The sequence below is a fragment of the Streptococcus sp. SS4 genome (genome assembly GCF_030440125.1).
GTDB lineage: Bacteria > Bacillota > Bacilli > Lactobacillales > Streptococcaceae > Streptococcus.
The window spans coordinates 80,719-95,813 of the sequence record NZ_JAQFJM010000007.1; the positions used below are offsets into that span (position 1 = coordinate 80,719).

The window sequence follows — 15,095 nt, forward strand, 5'->3', positions numbered from 1 at the left end:
TTATTGCAAGAGGAAAAATCAATTTTTTTGCAATCGTTTTCGTTGATTCCTCTCGTATTACCTAGATAACTTATCAATCCGTTCTTTATTAGCTCCAAGAGCTCTTTCATATTTCCCGGTTTCATTGGGTTGGAAATAATTCACACCTCTTAATTTATCTGGAAGGTATTGTTGCTTGACCCACTTTTCGGGATAAGCATGGGGATACTTGTAATCTTGTGCATTGCCCAGTTCCTTGCTTCCAGCATAGTGTCCATCTCTCAAATGACGAGGAATCGGTAAATTTCCTGATTTTCTAAGGTCTGCCAAGGCAGCATCCATAGCCATATAAGCCGAATTCGACTTGGGAGATAAAGCTAAGTCAACAACTACATTGGCTATCAAAATACGCGCCTCTGGGAAACCTACTTTCTGTGCAGCTTCCAAAGCTGTAACCGTGTGAACTTGCGCATCAGGATTAGCTAAACCAATATCCTCGTATGCAATCACAGTCAAGCGCCGCGCTAGACTAGGGAGATCTCCTGCTTCAACCAAACGCGCTGCATAATGAAGACTGGCATTAACATCAGAGCCTCGAATAGATTTTTGCAAAGCAGAGAGCACATCATAGTGTCCATCACCGTCTTTATCCATGGTGATATAGCTACGTTGTAAACTATTTTCCACTGTATCTAAAGTAATATGGCGAAGCCCATCTTCTGAAGCTGGCGTCGACATGACAGCTAGATCTAACGAATTATAAGCCGAACGTAAATCACCATTAGTAGCCGTAGCAATAAAATCTAGAGCATCATCATCTAACTGGACATCAAAGTCAAAACCACGCTCCTTGTCCTCTAAAACACCTAGGATAGCTTCCTTAATATCCTCGTTAGAGAGTGGTTCCAACTCAAATATTTGTACACGACTACGGATGGCTGGTGTTACAGAAAAAAACGGATTCTCCGTTGTAGCCCCAATCATGATAATATTACCATTCTCTAAGAGTGGTAATAAAAAGTCTTGTTTAGCTTTATCTAAACGATGAATCTCATCTAGGAGCAGAACTAAGCCACCTGAAAATTTAGCCTCTTCCGCAATTTCCTGCAGGCGTTTCTTGCTATCAACTGTAGCATTAAAGGTTCTAAAAGCAAATTTTGTTGTTCCTGCAATAGCACTAGCTATTGAGGTCTTCCCGATTCCTGGTGGCCCGTAGAGAATCATTGACGATAGCATATTAGCTTCTACCATACGGCGAATAATTTTACCTTCACCAACCAGATGCTTCTGACCAATCACCTCTGAAATTGTACGTGGACGCATGCGTAGAGCAAGATTATCTGGCATCTTCTCTCCTTTTTTAACTGATTTTTTCTTATTATAATAAGCATATACTATTTTGTTACAAAAAGAAATCATAAATAGTTCTTGTCAAACCTAAATTCTTATGATAGAATGTTTTGGTATGTGGTGCTAGCACATCCGTAATAAATTCTACCTAGGAGGAAAACACGAAATGGCTAAAGTATGTTACTTTACAGGACGTAAAACTGTTTCTGGAAACAACCGTTCACACGCTATGAACAAAACTAAACGTGCCGTTAAACCTAACCTTCAAAAAGTTACTATCCTTGTTGATGGTAAACCTAAAAAAGTTTGGGCTTCAGCTCGTGCGCTTAAATCTGGTAAAGTTGAACGCGTTTAATCTTATTGGATATTAAGAGAGATGACTTTAGTCGTCTCTTTTTTTATTCATCATCTTTCCCTTTTGGGTATACTTATGTTATAATAAAGAACTAACAGATAATTCTTATAGAAAGAAGGTGTCAGTATGGGATTTACAGATGAAACTGTTCGTTTCAACCTAGACGACGGTAGCAAAGATGAAATCAGTAATACTTTGACAAATGTCTACCGTTCGTTGGCTGAGAAAGGTTATAATCCTATCAACCAAATCGTCGGTTATGTTCTGAGCGGTGACCCTGCTTATGTTCCGCGTTATAATGACGCCCGTAACCAGATTCGTAAATACGAACGTGATGAAATCGTTGAAGAACTCGTTCGCTATTATCTTAAAGGAAATGGAATTGACCTCTAATGCGAGTAATGGGACTTGATGTTGGCTCAAAAACAGTAGGAGTTGCGATTAGTGACCCCCTCGGTTTTACGGCCCAAGGCGTTGAAATTATCAAAATTGACGAGGAGGCTGAAGAGTTTGGTTTCGACCGGCTAGGCGAGCTCGTTAAAGAATATAAGGTAGAAAAATTTGTTGTTGGTCTTCCTAAAAACATGAATAACACTGAAGGACCACGTGTTGAGGCAAGCAAAGCCTATGGTGACAAAATCAAGGAAATCTTTGGAATTCCTGTAGATTACCAAGACGAGCGCTTGACAACTGTTCAAGCCGAGCGTATGTTAGTTGAACAAGCAGATGTCAGCCGTGGAAAACGTAAAAAAGTTATTGATAAATTAGCTGCCCAACTTATTCTACAAAACTACCTCGATCGAATGTTTTAAGAAAGTGTAATAGAGACCTAATAGTCAGGTGACAATCTAGTAAACTGACAAGCAAATATACTAGATTTTCCTCACTATTCAGCGCTCTCTTCAAAAAGGAGAACAATATGTCACACAATCACGACCACAACCATGATCATGAAGTCATCACTTTAGTAGACGAACAAGGAAATGAAACACTTTTTGAAATCTTGTTGACTATTGATGGACGCGAAGAATTTGGTAAAAACTATGTTCTTTTAGTACCAGCTGGTGCTGAAGAAGATGCTAATGGAGAAATCGAAATACAAGCATACTCATTCACTGAAAATGAAGACGGTACTGAAGGCGACCTTCAACCAATCCCTGAAGATTCAGATGCTGAATGGGATATGATCGAAGAAGTTTTCAATAGCTTTATCGACGAAAACTAAATATATTCAATGCCATAGGCAAAGAAATAGCTTGTTAAAAAGAGATTGGGATATTGTATCTCAGTCTCTTTTTTAGATATTTTTTATTAAATGTAAGAAATTAGAGGAAAATTGACTAAATGGTATTATCTGATATACTTTAAATAAGACAATTAGGAGGCAAGACCCTTCTATTTATAACTTTCCAAATGTCAACAAAGGAGTTTAATTGTGAGTCCATACAACGAAGACAATACTGTAGATTCAAGTGGCTACCAAGGTTATCATCGAAGCCACCATCGATCTCATACACAAGATAGTCAATCCGAAAAGATTGAAGTGACAATTCAAGGACATACCGAAGAATCAGATTCTTCTCAAATAGAGAAAAAAACTAAGATCTCACTTCCATGGAAGCATAAAGGTCATATCCTGATTTTCAGTTTGATCTTAAGTATTTTTAGTATATCAGTTCCCTGCTTTACAGACTTTGCCAATAATATACAGTCTCAAAACCTTTATATTGCAAAAATGTTTGCCAATGGTAGCTTACCTTACTCTGACTTTTTTGCGACAGGTGGATTCTTTTATTACCTCCTGGTTTCTCTGGCTTTCCGTTTAGGATCAACGCTTTGGCTAATTCCTATACAATTCCTCGCCTACTATCTTTCTGGTAGTTACCTTTACAAGACTGTCATGCACATGACAAGTAAGAAGGAAATTGCCACTCTAATTAGTATTATTTTCTATATCACTAATGGAACACTTGGTTTTGGTGGGCTTTACCCTATCCAATTTGCTATGCCTTTTGTCCTAGGTGCAATCTTCTTCTTAACTCGTTACTTTGCGGGTCATAGTCGTGACGAAGCCTTTATTCTTTACGGCTTTGCTGGAACTGCCGGGGCCCTCTTTGAAGCTCGAACTCTTATTTTCTGGATATTGTCACTTGTGACAATCTTCGTTTACAACCTTGTCAACAAACACTTTGCTCGTGGTTTTTATCAAGTTCTTTGTATTGTTTTTGGTAATATTCTAGTATTGTATCTATGTCTTTACTTTATCCTTAATTTACAAATTACATCGGACTATATTAACCAAGTTTTGGTTTACAACTTTACACAACTCGCTGTAGAAAAAAATGACTTTCTACTTACGTTAGCCTATCAAAGCTTTGCTGTTTTAGGCTCTGGGTTACTTATTGGTGCACTTACTACAAGCAACCACCTTCTTGGCGAGGCTAAAGATAAGAGCATCAAGTGGGTACTGCTCCTTAGTTTTATCTTTACAGTGGTTTACAGCTTATTCTCTCAAAGCTTTGGACTTTACAGTATGCTCAATATCGTACCTTATGGTCTAGTCTTAACAGCACTTTCTTTAGATGATGCTATTAAAAAGAGAGCAGAGCGAACTTCTCACCGACGTCGTAATGGTAACCAGATTCACACACTTAAAGTTTTTGGTATCTTCCTTAGTCGTAATTACTTCTTACCTATTGCAGTCTTTGCATTCGCTTTTGCGATACCAATCATTATGTTCCTATTTAATTTAGGAAATAATACTGAACGTAGTACTGTTGCAAATTACCTCTCTAAAAATACCAAGAAAGATGAAACGATTTACGTTTACGATTCCTCAGCAAAGATTTATTTGGAAAGCAGTCGTAAAGCAGCCTCACAATTTGTTCTTCCAGAACTTAACACAGCTAAATCTAGTCATCAGAAAGCTCTTTCGGATACTATTATCCAAGATTCAGCACAATATATCGTTGTCCAACAGGATACACAACTACCTTCTGAGGTTAAATCTACACTTTCAAAAAACTATAAAAAGGCCCCTGTAAAAGGCGTTAAACGATACACTGTTTATGTCCTAAAATAGGTCAAAAAATCAATATATAGTGGTTGGAATAAAAATATACCACAATATATTGATTTTTTTTTGCCTAGTGCTATAATTAGTAACGAGGTGATTTTTAGATGATTACATTAGAAAAAGAAAAGGTTACAATCAACCCTGATATCAAAGTCATCAAACGTGATGGTCGTATGGTTGTCTTTGATTCAAGTAAAATATATGAAGCTATTCTCAAAGCGAGTGAAGCTATTACACCTATCACACCCTTAATTGAAGCAAAGTTGGAGGGAATTGCCAACCGTATTGTTGCTGAAATCAATGACCGCTTCACTCAAAATATCAAAATATATGAAATCCAAAGCATTGTAGAGCACGAGTTACTCGAAGCTAACGAATATACTATCGCTCAAGAATATATTAACTATCGTACCAAACGTGATTTTGAGCGTTCTCAGGCTACTGACATCAATTTCACCATCAGTAAACTTGTTAATAAAGATCAAGCTGTTGTTCATGAAAATGCTAATAAAGATAGCGACCTTTACAATACACAACGTGATTTAACCGCAGGAATTGTTGGAAAATCTGTAGGACTTAAGATGCTTCTTCCACACGTGGCAAATGCTCATCAAAAGGGAGATATCCATTTCCACGATTTAGACTATAGCCCCTACACACCTATGACCAACTGTTGTTTGATTGACTTCAAAGGCATGTTGGCAAATGGTTTTAAAATTGGTAACGCTGAAGTTGAAAGTCCTAAATCCATTCAAACTGCAACTGCACAAATTTCACAAATCATCGCAAATGTTGCCTCTAGTCAATATGGTGGCTGTACTGCTGACCGTATCGATGAGTTTTTAGCTCCTTACGCAAAACTTAACTACAAAAAACATTTAGCTGATGCTAAAGAGTGGGTAGCTGAAGAAAAACGTGAAGATTATGCACGCGCCAAAACGCGTAAAGATATCTACGATGCTATGCAATCTCTTGAATATGAGATTAATACGCTTTTCACTTCAAATGGACAGACTCCCTTTACCTCTCTAGGTTTCGGTTTGGGAACAAGCTGGTTTGAGCGTGAAATCCAAAAGGCTATCCTACAAGTTCGTATTTTAGGACTTGGCTCCGAACACCGTACAGCTATTTTCCCTAAACTGATTTTTACCTTAAAACGTGGACTTAACTTAGAGCCTAACTCACCTAACTACGATATTAAGCAACTAGCTCTTGAATGTGCCACAAAGCGTATGTACCCGGATGTCCTATCATATGACAAAGTCATTGAATTGACGGGTTCCTTCAAGGCTCCTATGGGATGTCGTTCCTTCCTACAGGGGTGGAAGGATGAAAATGGTGTTGAAGTTAATTCTGGACGAATGAATCTGGGGGTTGTAACCCTTAATCTTCCTCGAATTGCCCTAGAATCTAAGGGAGACCAAGATAAATTTTGGGAAATTTTTGAAGAAAGAATGGGAATTGCCAAAGATGCACTCGTCTATCGAGTTGAACGTGTCAAAGAAGCTACACCTGCTAATGCGCCTATACTTTATCAGTATGGGGCCTTTGGCCAACGTCTAGGTAAATTCGACAATGTAGATCAACTCTTCAAACATCGTCGTGCAACCGTATCACTTGGTTATATTGGGCTTTATGAAGTAGCATCTGTTTTTTATGGTAGTGACTGGGAGACAAATCTAGAAGCCAAGGCATTTACTTTAAATATCGTAAAAGCTATGAAAAATGCTTGTGAAGGTTGGTCTGACGAATATGATTATCATTTCTCTGTTTATTCAACACCATCAGAAAGTTTGACTGATCGCTTCTGTCGTTTGGATACTGAAAAATTCGGTGTCGTGACTGATATCACAGATAAAGAATATTATACCAACTCTTTCCACTACGATGTTCGTAAAAATCCAACACCATTTGAAAAATTAGAATTCGAAAAAGCTTACCCAGAAGCTGGCGCAACTGGTGGATTCATCCATTATTGTGAATATCCAGTCCTCCAGCAAAACCCTAAAGCACTCGAAGCTGTCTGGGACTTTGCTTATGACCGTGTCGGTTATCTTGGAACGAATACTCCAATAGATAAATGCTACAAGTGTGACTTTGAAGGGGACTTCACCCCAACAGAACGTGGATTCATGTGTCCTAACTGTGGCAACACAGATCCTAAAACAGTTGATGTTGTCAAACGTACTTGCGGTTATCTAGGAAATCCACAGGCACGCCCAATGGTTAAAGGACGCCACAAAGAAATCTCTGCTCGAGTCAAACACATGAACGGTTCAACCATAAAATATGAAGGTAAACACCTTTAATAAGACCTAGAATACATTATAATAAACTAGAAGCAGCTGGATGATACCTTCCAACTGCTTTGCTTATTTCATTTTTAGAAAGGAATATTATGGGAAAATATCAATTAGATTATAAAGGTATGCAACAAGTGGAACGTTACCACGAAAAAAATGCAACCATCAAAAATGATAAAAAAGCACGTGTCCAAGCCCTTTTGAAAAAAGCTGGAAAGAAGAAGTAATATGATTTTACGCCGTCCAAGTCAAACAGATAAAGAAGCTATCTTAGAGATGATGGCTGAATTTGAAAGGGAGCAAGCTGCTCATGATGGTGGATTTTGGAACGCCAACAATTTTGTTTATGAAGAGTGGCTAGAAGAAAATCTTCAAGCGGAAGCGGGACTCAATATTCCTGAAAACTGGGTTCCTGCTATCCAGCTGGTTAGTTTTGACGAAGCAGGCCAGGCTCTTGGCTTTCTCAACCTTCGTCTCCGATTAAATGACTACTTACTAGAAAAAGGGGGCCATATCGGCTACTCCATCCGTCCATCCGAACGAGGAAAGGGTTATGCGAAAGAATCTCTCCGTCAAGGCTTACAAATAGCTAAAGAAAAGAATATTCATCGTGTTCTGGTCACTTGTAGTATCAAGAATCCTGCTAGCCAAGCTGTTATATTGGCCAACGGTGGTCAGTTGGAGGACATTCGCCATGAAACTGAGCGCTATTGGATAGATTTGGAGTAGAATCATGACATGGAATACACCAAAACCACAGGAATGGAAGTCTGAAGAGCTTAGCCTAGGACGCATTATTGACTACAAAGCTTTTAATTTCGTTGATGGTGAAGGCGTACGTAACTCCCTTTACGTCTCTGGTTGCATGTTTCATTGCGAGGGATGCTATAACGCTGCCACTTGGTCCTTTAAGGCAGGAATTCCCTATACCAAAGAACTTGAAGAACAAATCATGCTTGACCTAGCTCAACCTTACGTACAAGGTCTCACGCTACTTGGTGGTGAACCCTTCCTAAACACAGGAATTCTCATTCCCTTAGTCAAACGCATTCGTAAGGAACTCCCGGAAAAGGATATCTGGTCTTGGACTGGGTATACTTGGGAGGAGTTGATGCTTGAAACCCCTGATAAACTAAAACTTCTTCAACTCGTTGATATTCTCGTTGACGGCCGCTTTGACATCACTAAAAAGAATCTTATGCTCCAGTTTCGAGGATCATCTAATCAACGTATTATTGATGTCAAAAAATCTCTTGATCAAGGAGCAGTCATTATTTGGGACAAACTAAATGACGGTCAAACTAACTATGAACAAGTCGATCGTAAAGATATGCTATAAAAAAGTCTGAGTTGATAACTCAGACTTTTTTAAACGATTTTAACAAAAACTAGCTTATTGTTAGAGGATAAATCCTCACGATAGTTAAAGTCATCAAAAGACAATTTTCGTAAAGCATTAATCGTTTGACAATTCTCCCCCATAACAGCTGTCAAAAAAGCCCCTCTTGCCTTTTTGGAGATCGTAGAGTGAGTCTTAAGAACCCCATTGCGGTCTTCCATAAAACTAACCGTGAATAACTGCTTACGAAGAGTTGGACTAAAAACATCCTCAAATTCACTTGAAAGTAAAGAAACAACTGGAGCTTGACTCTCCTCTAAAAATTGATCATATTCAGCACGCCAATAGTTTTTTAAGGACTGACCATTAACCTTAATCTTCGTATGAAAGTCATGACGATGTTCTTGAATCGGGTAAAAAGCGGGAATGATTCCATACAAAGAAGATGTGATAAATACTTGTTGACCTAAGAAATCTATTTCACATGTGGATAAGTCACTACGTTTGATGTGACGATACATCAGTCCATTAAAAAGCTCGACAGCCGGATAGTTCTTCGCTTCTCCAGACAAAATCGCAGCCCAGCGCTGCTTTTCTTTCTCAGCCTGCTCAGGCTTTATTTTATAAGCTGTGGACAATTCATCTGTGGATAATTTTGCCATTTCAGTTAGGATAGCCGCACTCTTTTCAGATAATTTTTGAGACGGAACTTCCTTACTGGCCTTCAATTCTTTTGCGGTTGGAATTAAAAATCTAATCATACTGATATTGTAAAGTCAAGCAAGCATTTCGTCAAGAATTCTATCCAACAAAAAAGAAGCTAACGTTCGTCAACTTCCTTTTTTTGTTAGTCATCTAAATCAACAAAACGACCTAGAATATGTACATTTTCTGCAATGGAGACAAATGCTTTAGGGTCTGCTTTTCTCATATAATGCTTGAAGTCAGTATACTCTTCACGCGTAATAATCGCCAATAATACGGCTTTCTTTTCGTGATTATATGTTCCTTCCGCATCATTAATCAACGTTACTCCACGGTGGAGTTTCTTCTGGATCATTCGTACAACTGGATCTGGATTACTTGTAACAATCATAGCCTGCATTTTCTTTTGTTTAGTAAAAATCGCATCCGTTACTCGACTAGAAACAAAAATCGTAACCATTGAATAGAGAGCGTATTTCCAACCAAAAAGAATGCCCGCAAAAACCATGATAATCCCATTGACAATCAAGGAGATGTTACCAACATCACGGCCTGTTTTCTTACGAATAGTGAGGCTAACGATATCCGTCCCTCCGCTAGAGATACGAGATTTTAAACCGAAACCAATCCCTGTGCCCATGACCAAACCACCAAAGATAGCATTGATCAAAGGATCCTCTGTCAAGGTTACATGTGGCATCACCTGAATAAAAAGGGAACTCATCGTTACTGTAATGAAGGTAAAGATAGTAAATTTATGGCCAATCTTATACCAAGCCAAAATCAAGAGAGGGATATTAATCGCGTAGAAAGTCAATGATACTGGTATCTCAAAGCCCAAAGTTCTAACACTCAATGCCGATAAAACCTGTGCCAAACCTGTCGCTCCACTGGAGTAAACATGTCCAGGTTGAAAAAAGAAATTAACAGCGATTGACGATAAGAGCCCATAAAGTAAAGACGCTGAGACTTTTTCAGTATACTTTTCACGGGAAATACTACGAACAGCCTGCAAAACGCCCATTCTCTTCGCAGACTTTTTCGCTACAAATTTAACATGTTTATGAAGAGGTGCTTTATTCATTTTCTAAATCTACATGAAGGGCAAGTTCTTCCAACTGTTTATCAGCCACAAGACTTGGAGCCTGAGTCATAGGATCTGATGCCTTATTATTTTTAGGGAAGGCAATCACTTCACGGATATTATCTTTACCTGCAAGAAGCATAACAAAACGGTCAAGACCGATAGCCAAACCACCATGTGGTGGGAAACCATAGTCCATAGCTTCAAGAAGGAATCCAAATTGCTCGTAGGCTGATTCTTCAGAGAAGCCAAGGGCTTTCAACATACGTTCCTGTAGGTCTTTATGATTGATACGTAGACTACCCCCACCAAGCTCATAGCCATTCAAGACAATATCATAAGCCACAGCACGAACCTTGGAAAGATCACCTTCAAGCTCTGCTACAGAATCTTCTGTTGGCAAAGTAAATGGGTGGTGAGCAGACATATAGCGTCCTTCTTCTTCAGACCACTCAAACATTGGCCAATCGACAACCCAAAGGAAGTTGAACTTAGTATTGTCAATCATGTCAAGTTCTTTAGCAATCTGATTACGCAAAGCACCAAGTGTGTTATTAGCAATTTCAAGAGTATCTGCTACAAAAAGAACTAGATCATTCTCTTCAAGGTGTAAAGCACCTGTCAATTTTTCTTCAATACTTGTCAAGAATTTAGCAACTGGACCAGCTAGAGCTCCGTCAGTCATCTTAACCCAAGCAAGACCTTTAGCGCCAAATTGTTTGGCAAACTCTGTCAACTTGTCAATGCTTTTACGTGAGTATTTGTCTGCATTTCCTTTGACAACAATTGCCTTAACAGCTGGTGCCTCAGCAAACACTTTGAAGTCCACCCCCTTGACAACCTCTGTCAAGTCTTGTAAAAGCATGTCAAAGCGTGTATCTGGCTTGTCAGAACCATAGTTATTCATGGCATCATCATAAGACATACGTGGAAATGGTAGTGTAACTTCAATACCTTTAGTTTCTTTCATGACCTTAGCAATCAATCCTTCAGTAATATCTTGGATTTCTTGCTCATTAAGGAATGAGGTTTCCAGGTCAACTTGTGTAAACTCAGGTTGACGATCTCCACGCAAATCTTCATCACGGAAACACTTAACAATTTGATAATAACGGTCAAAACCAGCATTCATTAATAATTGTTTAGTGATTTGGGGACTTTGCGGAAGAGCATAAAAGTGGCCTTGGCTAACACGGCTTGGAACCAAGTAATCACGAGCACCTTCTGGTGTAGATTTTGTCAACATTGGTGTTTCAACATCGATAAATTCCAAGTCATCAAGATAATTACGGATGGCGTGAGTTACCTTTGCACGGAGCTTAAAGTTTTCCAACATCTCTGGACGACGAAGATCCAAGTAGCGGTAACGCATACGTGTATCATCACTAGCCTCAACACCATCTTTGATTTCAAATGGTGTTGTTTTGGCAGTATTAAGGACTTTAAGGTCTTCAACTTTAAGTTCGACAGCACCTGTAGGCAAGTTATCATTAGCTTGTTCACGCGCTTCAACAGTTCCTGTTACTTCAATAACAAATTCGCTACGCAAGCTCTCAGCTGTTTCAACCACAGTTGCATCCGCATTCTCAGGGTTAACAACCAACTGCATCAAACCTTCACGGTCACGAAGATCGATGAAAATCAAACCTCCGAGGTTACGACGGCGAGATACCCAACCTTTCAAAGTAATAGTAGTTCCGATGTGTTCACTACGAACACGTCCGGCATACATAGAACGTTCCATAAATACACTTCTTTCGTTAATTTTTTAGTCTTAACTATTATAGCAAAAAGCCCATCAAAACCCCACCCATTTCAGGTTAGAATTTTAATAGACTTTCTTTTTTATCAAACTATTTGCCAAATTGTTTCAACAAATCACTAGTATCCACGTAATCTTCAGCAAACTCTTCAAACTCTTCAAAACGATAATCAGCTGTTTCTAAGTCAAGTAAACTATTCCAGCGGAAACCGTAAACATCTTCAATGATAACACTAAGTTCATCAGTTTCCTCGTCTACCTGCCATCCCAAATAACGTTCCTGAGTTTCAAAACTCAAGACTACATCTTGACAATCTTGACGCCAAACTTGACCAAGTAATTGCTGACACATCGCATGATCACTTGCAGGCTCATCATTAAACCAAGTAATTTCATGCTTATCAAGAAAAGCAATCAACTGCCAAAACTGTTGTTGGAAACGAATAGGCATACTACGATCAAAAGCCAAACTAAACTTTTCACTCCGTTTGAGCATATCAACTATACTAATCATATGCCCCCTACTTTTCTAACTGTTTGAGGACTGCTGCAAAGTTCTTAGTTAGCTCTTCGAAACTTACAGTAACTTCCTCACGAGTAGAATTATTTTTGACATTAACTTGACCTGACTCCACCTCACTCTCACCTAATGTGATAACAGTCTTGGCCTTGAAGGTATCTGCTGACTTGAATTGTGCCTTAATCTTCCGTCCAAGGTAATCACGTTCAGCTTTAAATCCTTGATAGCGGATTGCTTGAACTAACTCAAGAGCTTTACCATTAGCACCTGAACCAAGTACTGCAATGTAAACATCTAGACTTTCTTCCACCGGAAGTTCAATACCTTGTTTATCAAGAACCAAAAGCAAGCGTTCTAAACCAAGTCCAAAACCAAAACCAGCTGTTTCTGGACCACCGAAGTATTCAACTAAACTATCGTAACGACCGCCCGCACAGATTGTCAATTCAGACTTATCAATAGTGGTAATAAATTCAAAAATCGTGTGGTTGTAGTAATCAAGACCACGTACCATATTAGTATCAATCACATAAGGAATGTTAAGACTATCGAGCATGGCACGCACTTCGTCAAAGTGCGCTTGACTTTCGTCATCTAAATAATCAAGAATAGAGGGTGCATTTTCAACTGCAACCTTATCTTCTTTTTCTTTTGAATCGAGTACTCGCAAAGGATTTTCATCCAAACGGCGTTGACTATCTTTTGATAAAGTATCACGCATTGGTGTCAAGTAGTCAATCAAGGCCTGACGATAAGCCAGACGACTCTCGGTATTTCCAAGGCTATTCAAATGAAGAGTAACTTCCTTGATGCCAAGCGTATTAAAGAGTTGGTAGGCCATAGCAATGGTTTCAACATCTGTGGCTGGATTTTTTGATCCAAAGCACTCTACACCAAGTTGGTGGAACTCACGCAAGCGTCCTGCTTGAGGACGTTCATAACGGAACATTGATCCAATATAATAAACTTTAACGGGTTTTTGAACCTCTGGCGCAAAGAGTTTATTTTCTACATAAGAGCGTACAACCGGTGCTGTTCCTTCTGGACGAAGTGTAATATGACGGTCTCCCTTATCATGAAAATCGTACATTTCCTTAGTAACGATGTCAGTTGTATCACCTACTGAACGTGAAATAACCTCGTAATGTTCAAACATAGGTGTACGAATTTCACCATAATTATATTTTTTAAATGTTTCACGTGCAACATTTTCTACGTACTGCCATTTAGCACTATCAGCAGGTAAAATATCCTGCGTTCCCTTAGGTTTTTGAAGTTTCATAATGATGATACAGGTCTCAAATAGACCTGCCCTCCTTTTCCGTTATTACAGATATAATCACTCTATTCTATCATAATTTACATAGCTTTTGGGAAATGGTAGAGGTTTTTTCAACGTAAGAAAGAAACAGACCTCTCGGCCTGCCACAATCATTAATCTTCTTTATAAAGAACGAAGGTCACAATAAGAGAGACCACAACAGAAATTACAAGACCTGCAATAGCTGTGTAAAAATATTTAAGTGTATCTTCACCGATATAGGCTGCAATCGTCAAGAGACCTGGGGGACCACCTGTAAAATTTCTCGCACCTAAAATACCAAGGAAGAAGCCACCTACTCCCCCTGCAACAATAGATCCTATGAAGGCAGCTTTATTTTGCAAAGTTACCCCATAAAGAGCCGGTTCCGTAATCCCACAAATTGCAGTAATTCCAGCAGATGAAGCCAGAGCTTTTTTATTGGTATCCTTAGTTTTTAAAGCAATAGCAAGGGCTACTCCCCCCTGAGCCACATTCGAAGCTAAAGTACCTGGACCTAAAATCAAAAGTGTTACGTTTGCAGTGATCAAGGTCGTAATCATAGGCACCAAGAAAAATTTAACAGTCTTTGATGAAATTTTAATTGCAAAGCGCTCCACATAACTCATAAACCAAACTGCCAAAATAACAGGAATAACCGTTGATGAGTAAGAAGTTAATGTAAGGGGAATACTAAAGAAAGAGACGCCATGACCTGATTCCTTGGCAGTTGTCACAATCTACGTAAAAGTTGGGTGTAATAAAATAGCACCAATCAACATCCCCAATTGAGCGGTTGTCTTAAACTATCGAGCTTCTGAAGCACCTAAAAATACAGGTAAAAAATAAAATCCAGCATCACTAATAAAATTAAGAACTTGATCGTTAACATCATCTACAGCTACTACCTTAAAGACAACCAAAAGAGACAAAACGGCTTTGATCATCCCTGCTGCTGTAATTACCGGTAAGATTGGTGTGAAAATCCCAGAAATAAGGGCTAAAAAGCTTTGAAGAGGAGTTCTGTCTTGTTTTTCCGATGATTCCTTAGACACTTCATCTAGGTCTAATAAGCCTTCCAAGGCACGGTATACATTTGGTACATCACTCCCAACAACAACTTGATACTGGCCACCACTCTTAGCCAAACTCACAATACCTTAGATAGTTTGAACAACTTTATCATCCGCTAAGGTAAAACATAAACGTTTAGCACAGTTTACAAGATTCTGAACTTTCTCCTTTCCTCCTACAGCATCTAAAATCTTCTGTCCTGTCTCTTTATAGTTCATGACACTTCCTTTCTATACTCATAAAAAGAG

General features: G+C 38.9%; 18 protein-coding genes. 9 read left to right on the top strand and 9 right to left on the bottom strand.

What is annotated here, in order from left to right; genetic code table 11:
- Nucleotides 1–57: 57 nt before the first annotated feature.
- Nucleotides 58–1,326 carry a replication-associated recombination protein A gene (locus tag PCY16_RS07370; RefSeq protein ID WP_037598551.1) on the bottom strand — a complete coding sequence of 423 codons (1,269 nt, stop codon included), beginning with the start codon at nucleotides 1,324–1,326 and terminating at the stop codon, nucleotides 58–60.
- Between the two features lie 169 nt (nucleotides 1,327–1,495).
- Between PCY16_RS07370 and rpmB the strand changes: the two genes are divergently transcribed.
- The 9 genes from rpmB (at nucleotide 1,496) to nrdG (ending at nucleotide 8,402) form a co-directional block, all read left to right on the top strand.
- On the top strand, nucleotides 1,496–1,684 hold the full coding sequence (gene rpmB, locus PCY16_RS07375) for a 50S ribosomal protein L28 (protein WP_002885786.1): 189 nt from the start codon (nucleotides 1,496–1,498) through the stop codon (nucleotides 1,682–1,684).
- A gap of 126 nt (nucleotides 1,685–1,810) precedes the next feature.
- A complete protein-coding gene (locus PCY16_RS07380; protein WP_002885737.1) occupies nucleotides 1,811–2,077 on the top strand; it encodes an IreB family regulatory phosphoprotein in 267 nt (88 codons plus the stop codon).
- Nucleotides 2,077–2,496 carry a Holliday junction resolvase RuvX gene (ruvX, locus tag PCY16_RS07385; protein WP_002887078.1) on the top strand — a complete coding sequence of 140 codons (420 nt, stop codon included), beginning with the start codon at nucleotides 2,077–2,079 and terminating at the stop codon, nucleotides 2,494–2,496. Before PCY16_RS07380 ends, ruvX begins: the two co-directional genes overlap by 1 nt.
- 107 nt (nucleotides 2,497–2,603) lie before the next feature.
- Nucleotides 2,604–2,909: a DUF1292 domain-containing protein gene (locus PCY16_RS07390; protein ID WP_002887079.1), complete on the top strand. Its 306-nt coding sequence runs from the start codon at nucleotides 2,604–2,606 to the stop codon at nucleotides 2,907–2,909.
- A gap of 210 nt (nucleotides 2,910–3,119) precedes the next feature.
- Nucleotides 3,120–4,766: a hypothetical protein gene (locus PCY16_RS07395; RefSeq protein WP_195413427.1), complete on the top strand. Its 1,647-nt coding sequence runs from the start codon at nucleotides 3,120–3,122 to the stop codon at nucleotides 4,764–4,766.
- Between the two features lie 98 nt (nucleotides 4,767–4,864).
- Nucleotides 4,865–7,069, top strand: a complete 2,205-nt coding sequence (gene nrdD, locus PCY16_RS07400) for an anaerobic ribonucleoside-triphosphate reductase (protein WP_195413428.1) — start codon at nucleotides 4,865–4,867, stop codon at nucleotides 7,067–7,069.
- A gap of 89 nt (nucleotides 7,070–7,158) precedes the next feature.
- Entirely contained in the window at nucleotides 7,159–7,290 is a 132-nt protein-coding gene (locus PCY16_RS07405; RefSeq protein WP_267472570.1) for a hypothetical protein, read from the top strand.
- A 1-nt stretch (nucleotide 7,291) separates the two neighbouring features.
- The gene (locus PCY16_RS07410; RefSeq protein WP_107372416.1) at nucleotides 7,292–7,792 is read left to right on the top strand and encodes a GNAT family N-acetyltransferase; all 501 of its coding nucleotides are present in this window, start codon (nucleotides 7,292–7,294) and stop codon (nucleotides 7,790–7,792) included.
- Between the two features lie 4 nt (nucleotides 7,793–7,796).
- Nucleotides 7,797–8,402 carry an anaerobic ribonucleoside-triphosphate reductase activating protein gene (gene nrdG / locus PCY16_RS07415; RefSeq protein ID WP_195413429.1) on the top strand — a complete coding sequence of 202 codons (606 nt, stop codon included), beginning with the start codon at nucleotides 7,797–7,799 and terminating at the stop codon, nucleotides 8,400–8,402.
- A 29-nt stretch (nucleotides 8,403–8,431) separates the two neighbouring features.
- Here the strand turns inward: nrdG and yaaA are convergent, their stop codons facing one another.
- The 8 genes from yaaA to PCY16_RS07455 all read right to left on the bottom strand — a co-directional run bounded on the left by yaaA (nucleotide 8,432) and on the right by PCY16_RS07455 (nucleotide 15,065).
- The gene (gene yaaA / locus PCY16_RS07420; protein WP_301354463.1) at nucleotides 8,432–9,163 is read right to left on the bottom strand and encodes a peroxide stress protein YaaA; all 732 of its coding nucleotides are present in this window, start codon (nucleotides 9,161–9,163) and stop codon (nucleotides 8,432–8,434) included.
- A gap of 86 nt (nucleotides 9,164–9,249) precedes the next feature.
- Nucleotides 9,250–10,191, bottom strand: a complete 942-nt coding sequence (locus tag PCY16_RS07425) for a YitT family protein (RefSeq protein WP_002892117.1) — start codon at nucleotides 10,189–10,191, stop codon at nucleotides 9,250–9,252.
- Nucleotides 10,184–11,935 carry an aspartate--tRNA ligase gene (gene aspS, locus PCY16_RS07430; protein WP_070576088.1) on the bottom strand — a complete coding sequence of 584 codons (1,752 nt, stop codon included), beginning with the start codon at nucleotides 11,933–11,935 and terminating at the stop codon, nucleotides 10,184–10,186. The genes PCY16_RS07425 and aspS overlap by 8 nt, the downstream gene beginning before the upstream one ends.
- 109 nt (nucleotides 11,936–12,044) lie before the next feature.
- On the bottom strand, nucleotides 12,045–12,467 hold the full coding sequence (locus PCY16_RS07435) for a hypothetical protein (RefSeq protein ID WP_070576091.1): 423 nt from the start codon (nucleotides 12,465–12,467) through the stop codon (nucleotides 12,045–12,047).
- Nucleotides 12,468–12,474: 7 nt separating this feature from the next.
- Nucleotides 12,475–13,755, bottom strand: a complete 1,281-nt coding sequence (gene hisS, locus PCY16_RS07440; protein WP_145517063.1) for a histidine--tRNA ligase — start codon at nucleotides 13,753–13,755, stop codon at nucleotides 12,475–12,477.
- Between the two features lie 152 nt (nucleotides 13,756–13,907).
- Nucleotides 13,908–14,510, bottom strand: coding sequence for a PTS beta-glucoside transporter subunit IIABC (locus PCY16_RS07445; RefSeq protein ID WP_229056608.1), 603 nt, complete (start codon nucleotides 14,508–14,510; stop codon nucleotides 13,908–13,910).
- Nucleotides 14,511–14,579: 69 nt separating this feature from the next.
- Entirely contained in the window at nucleotides 14,580–14,927 is a 348-nt protein-coding gene (locus PCY16_RS07450) for a PTS beta-glucoside transporter subunit IIABC (RefSeq protein WP_070576098.1), read from the bottom strand.
- 6 nt (nucleotides 14,928–14,933) lie between these two features.
- Nucleotides 14,934–15,065, bottom strand: a complete 132-nt coding sequence (locus tag PCY16_RS07455) for a PTS transporter subunit EIIB (RefSeq protein WP_229056610.1) — start codon at nucleotides 15,063–15,065, stop codon at nucleotides 14,934–14,936.
- Nucleotides 15,066–15,095: the final 30 nt, after the last annotated feature.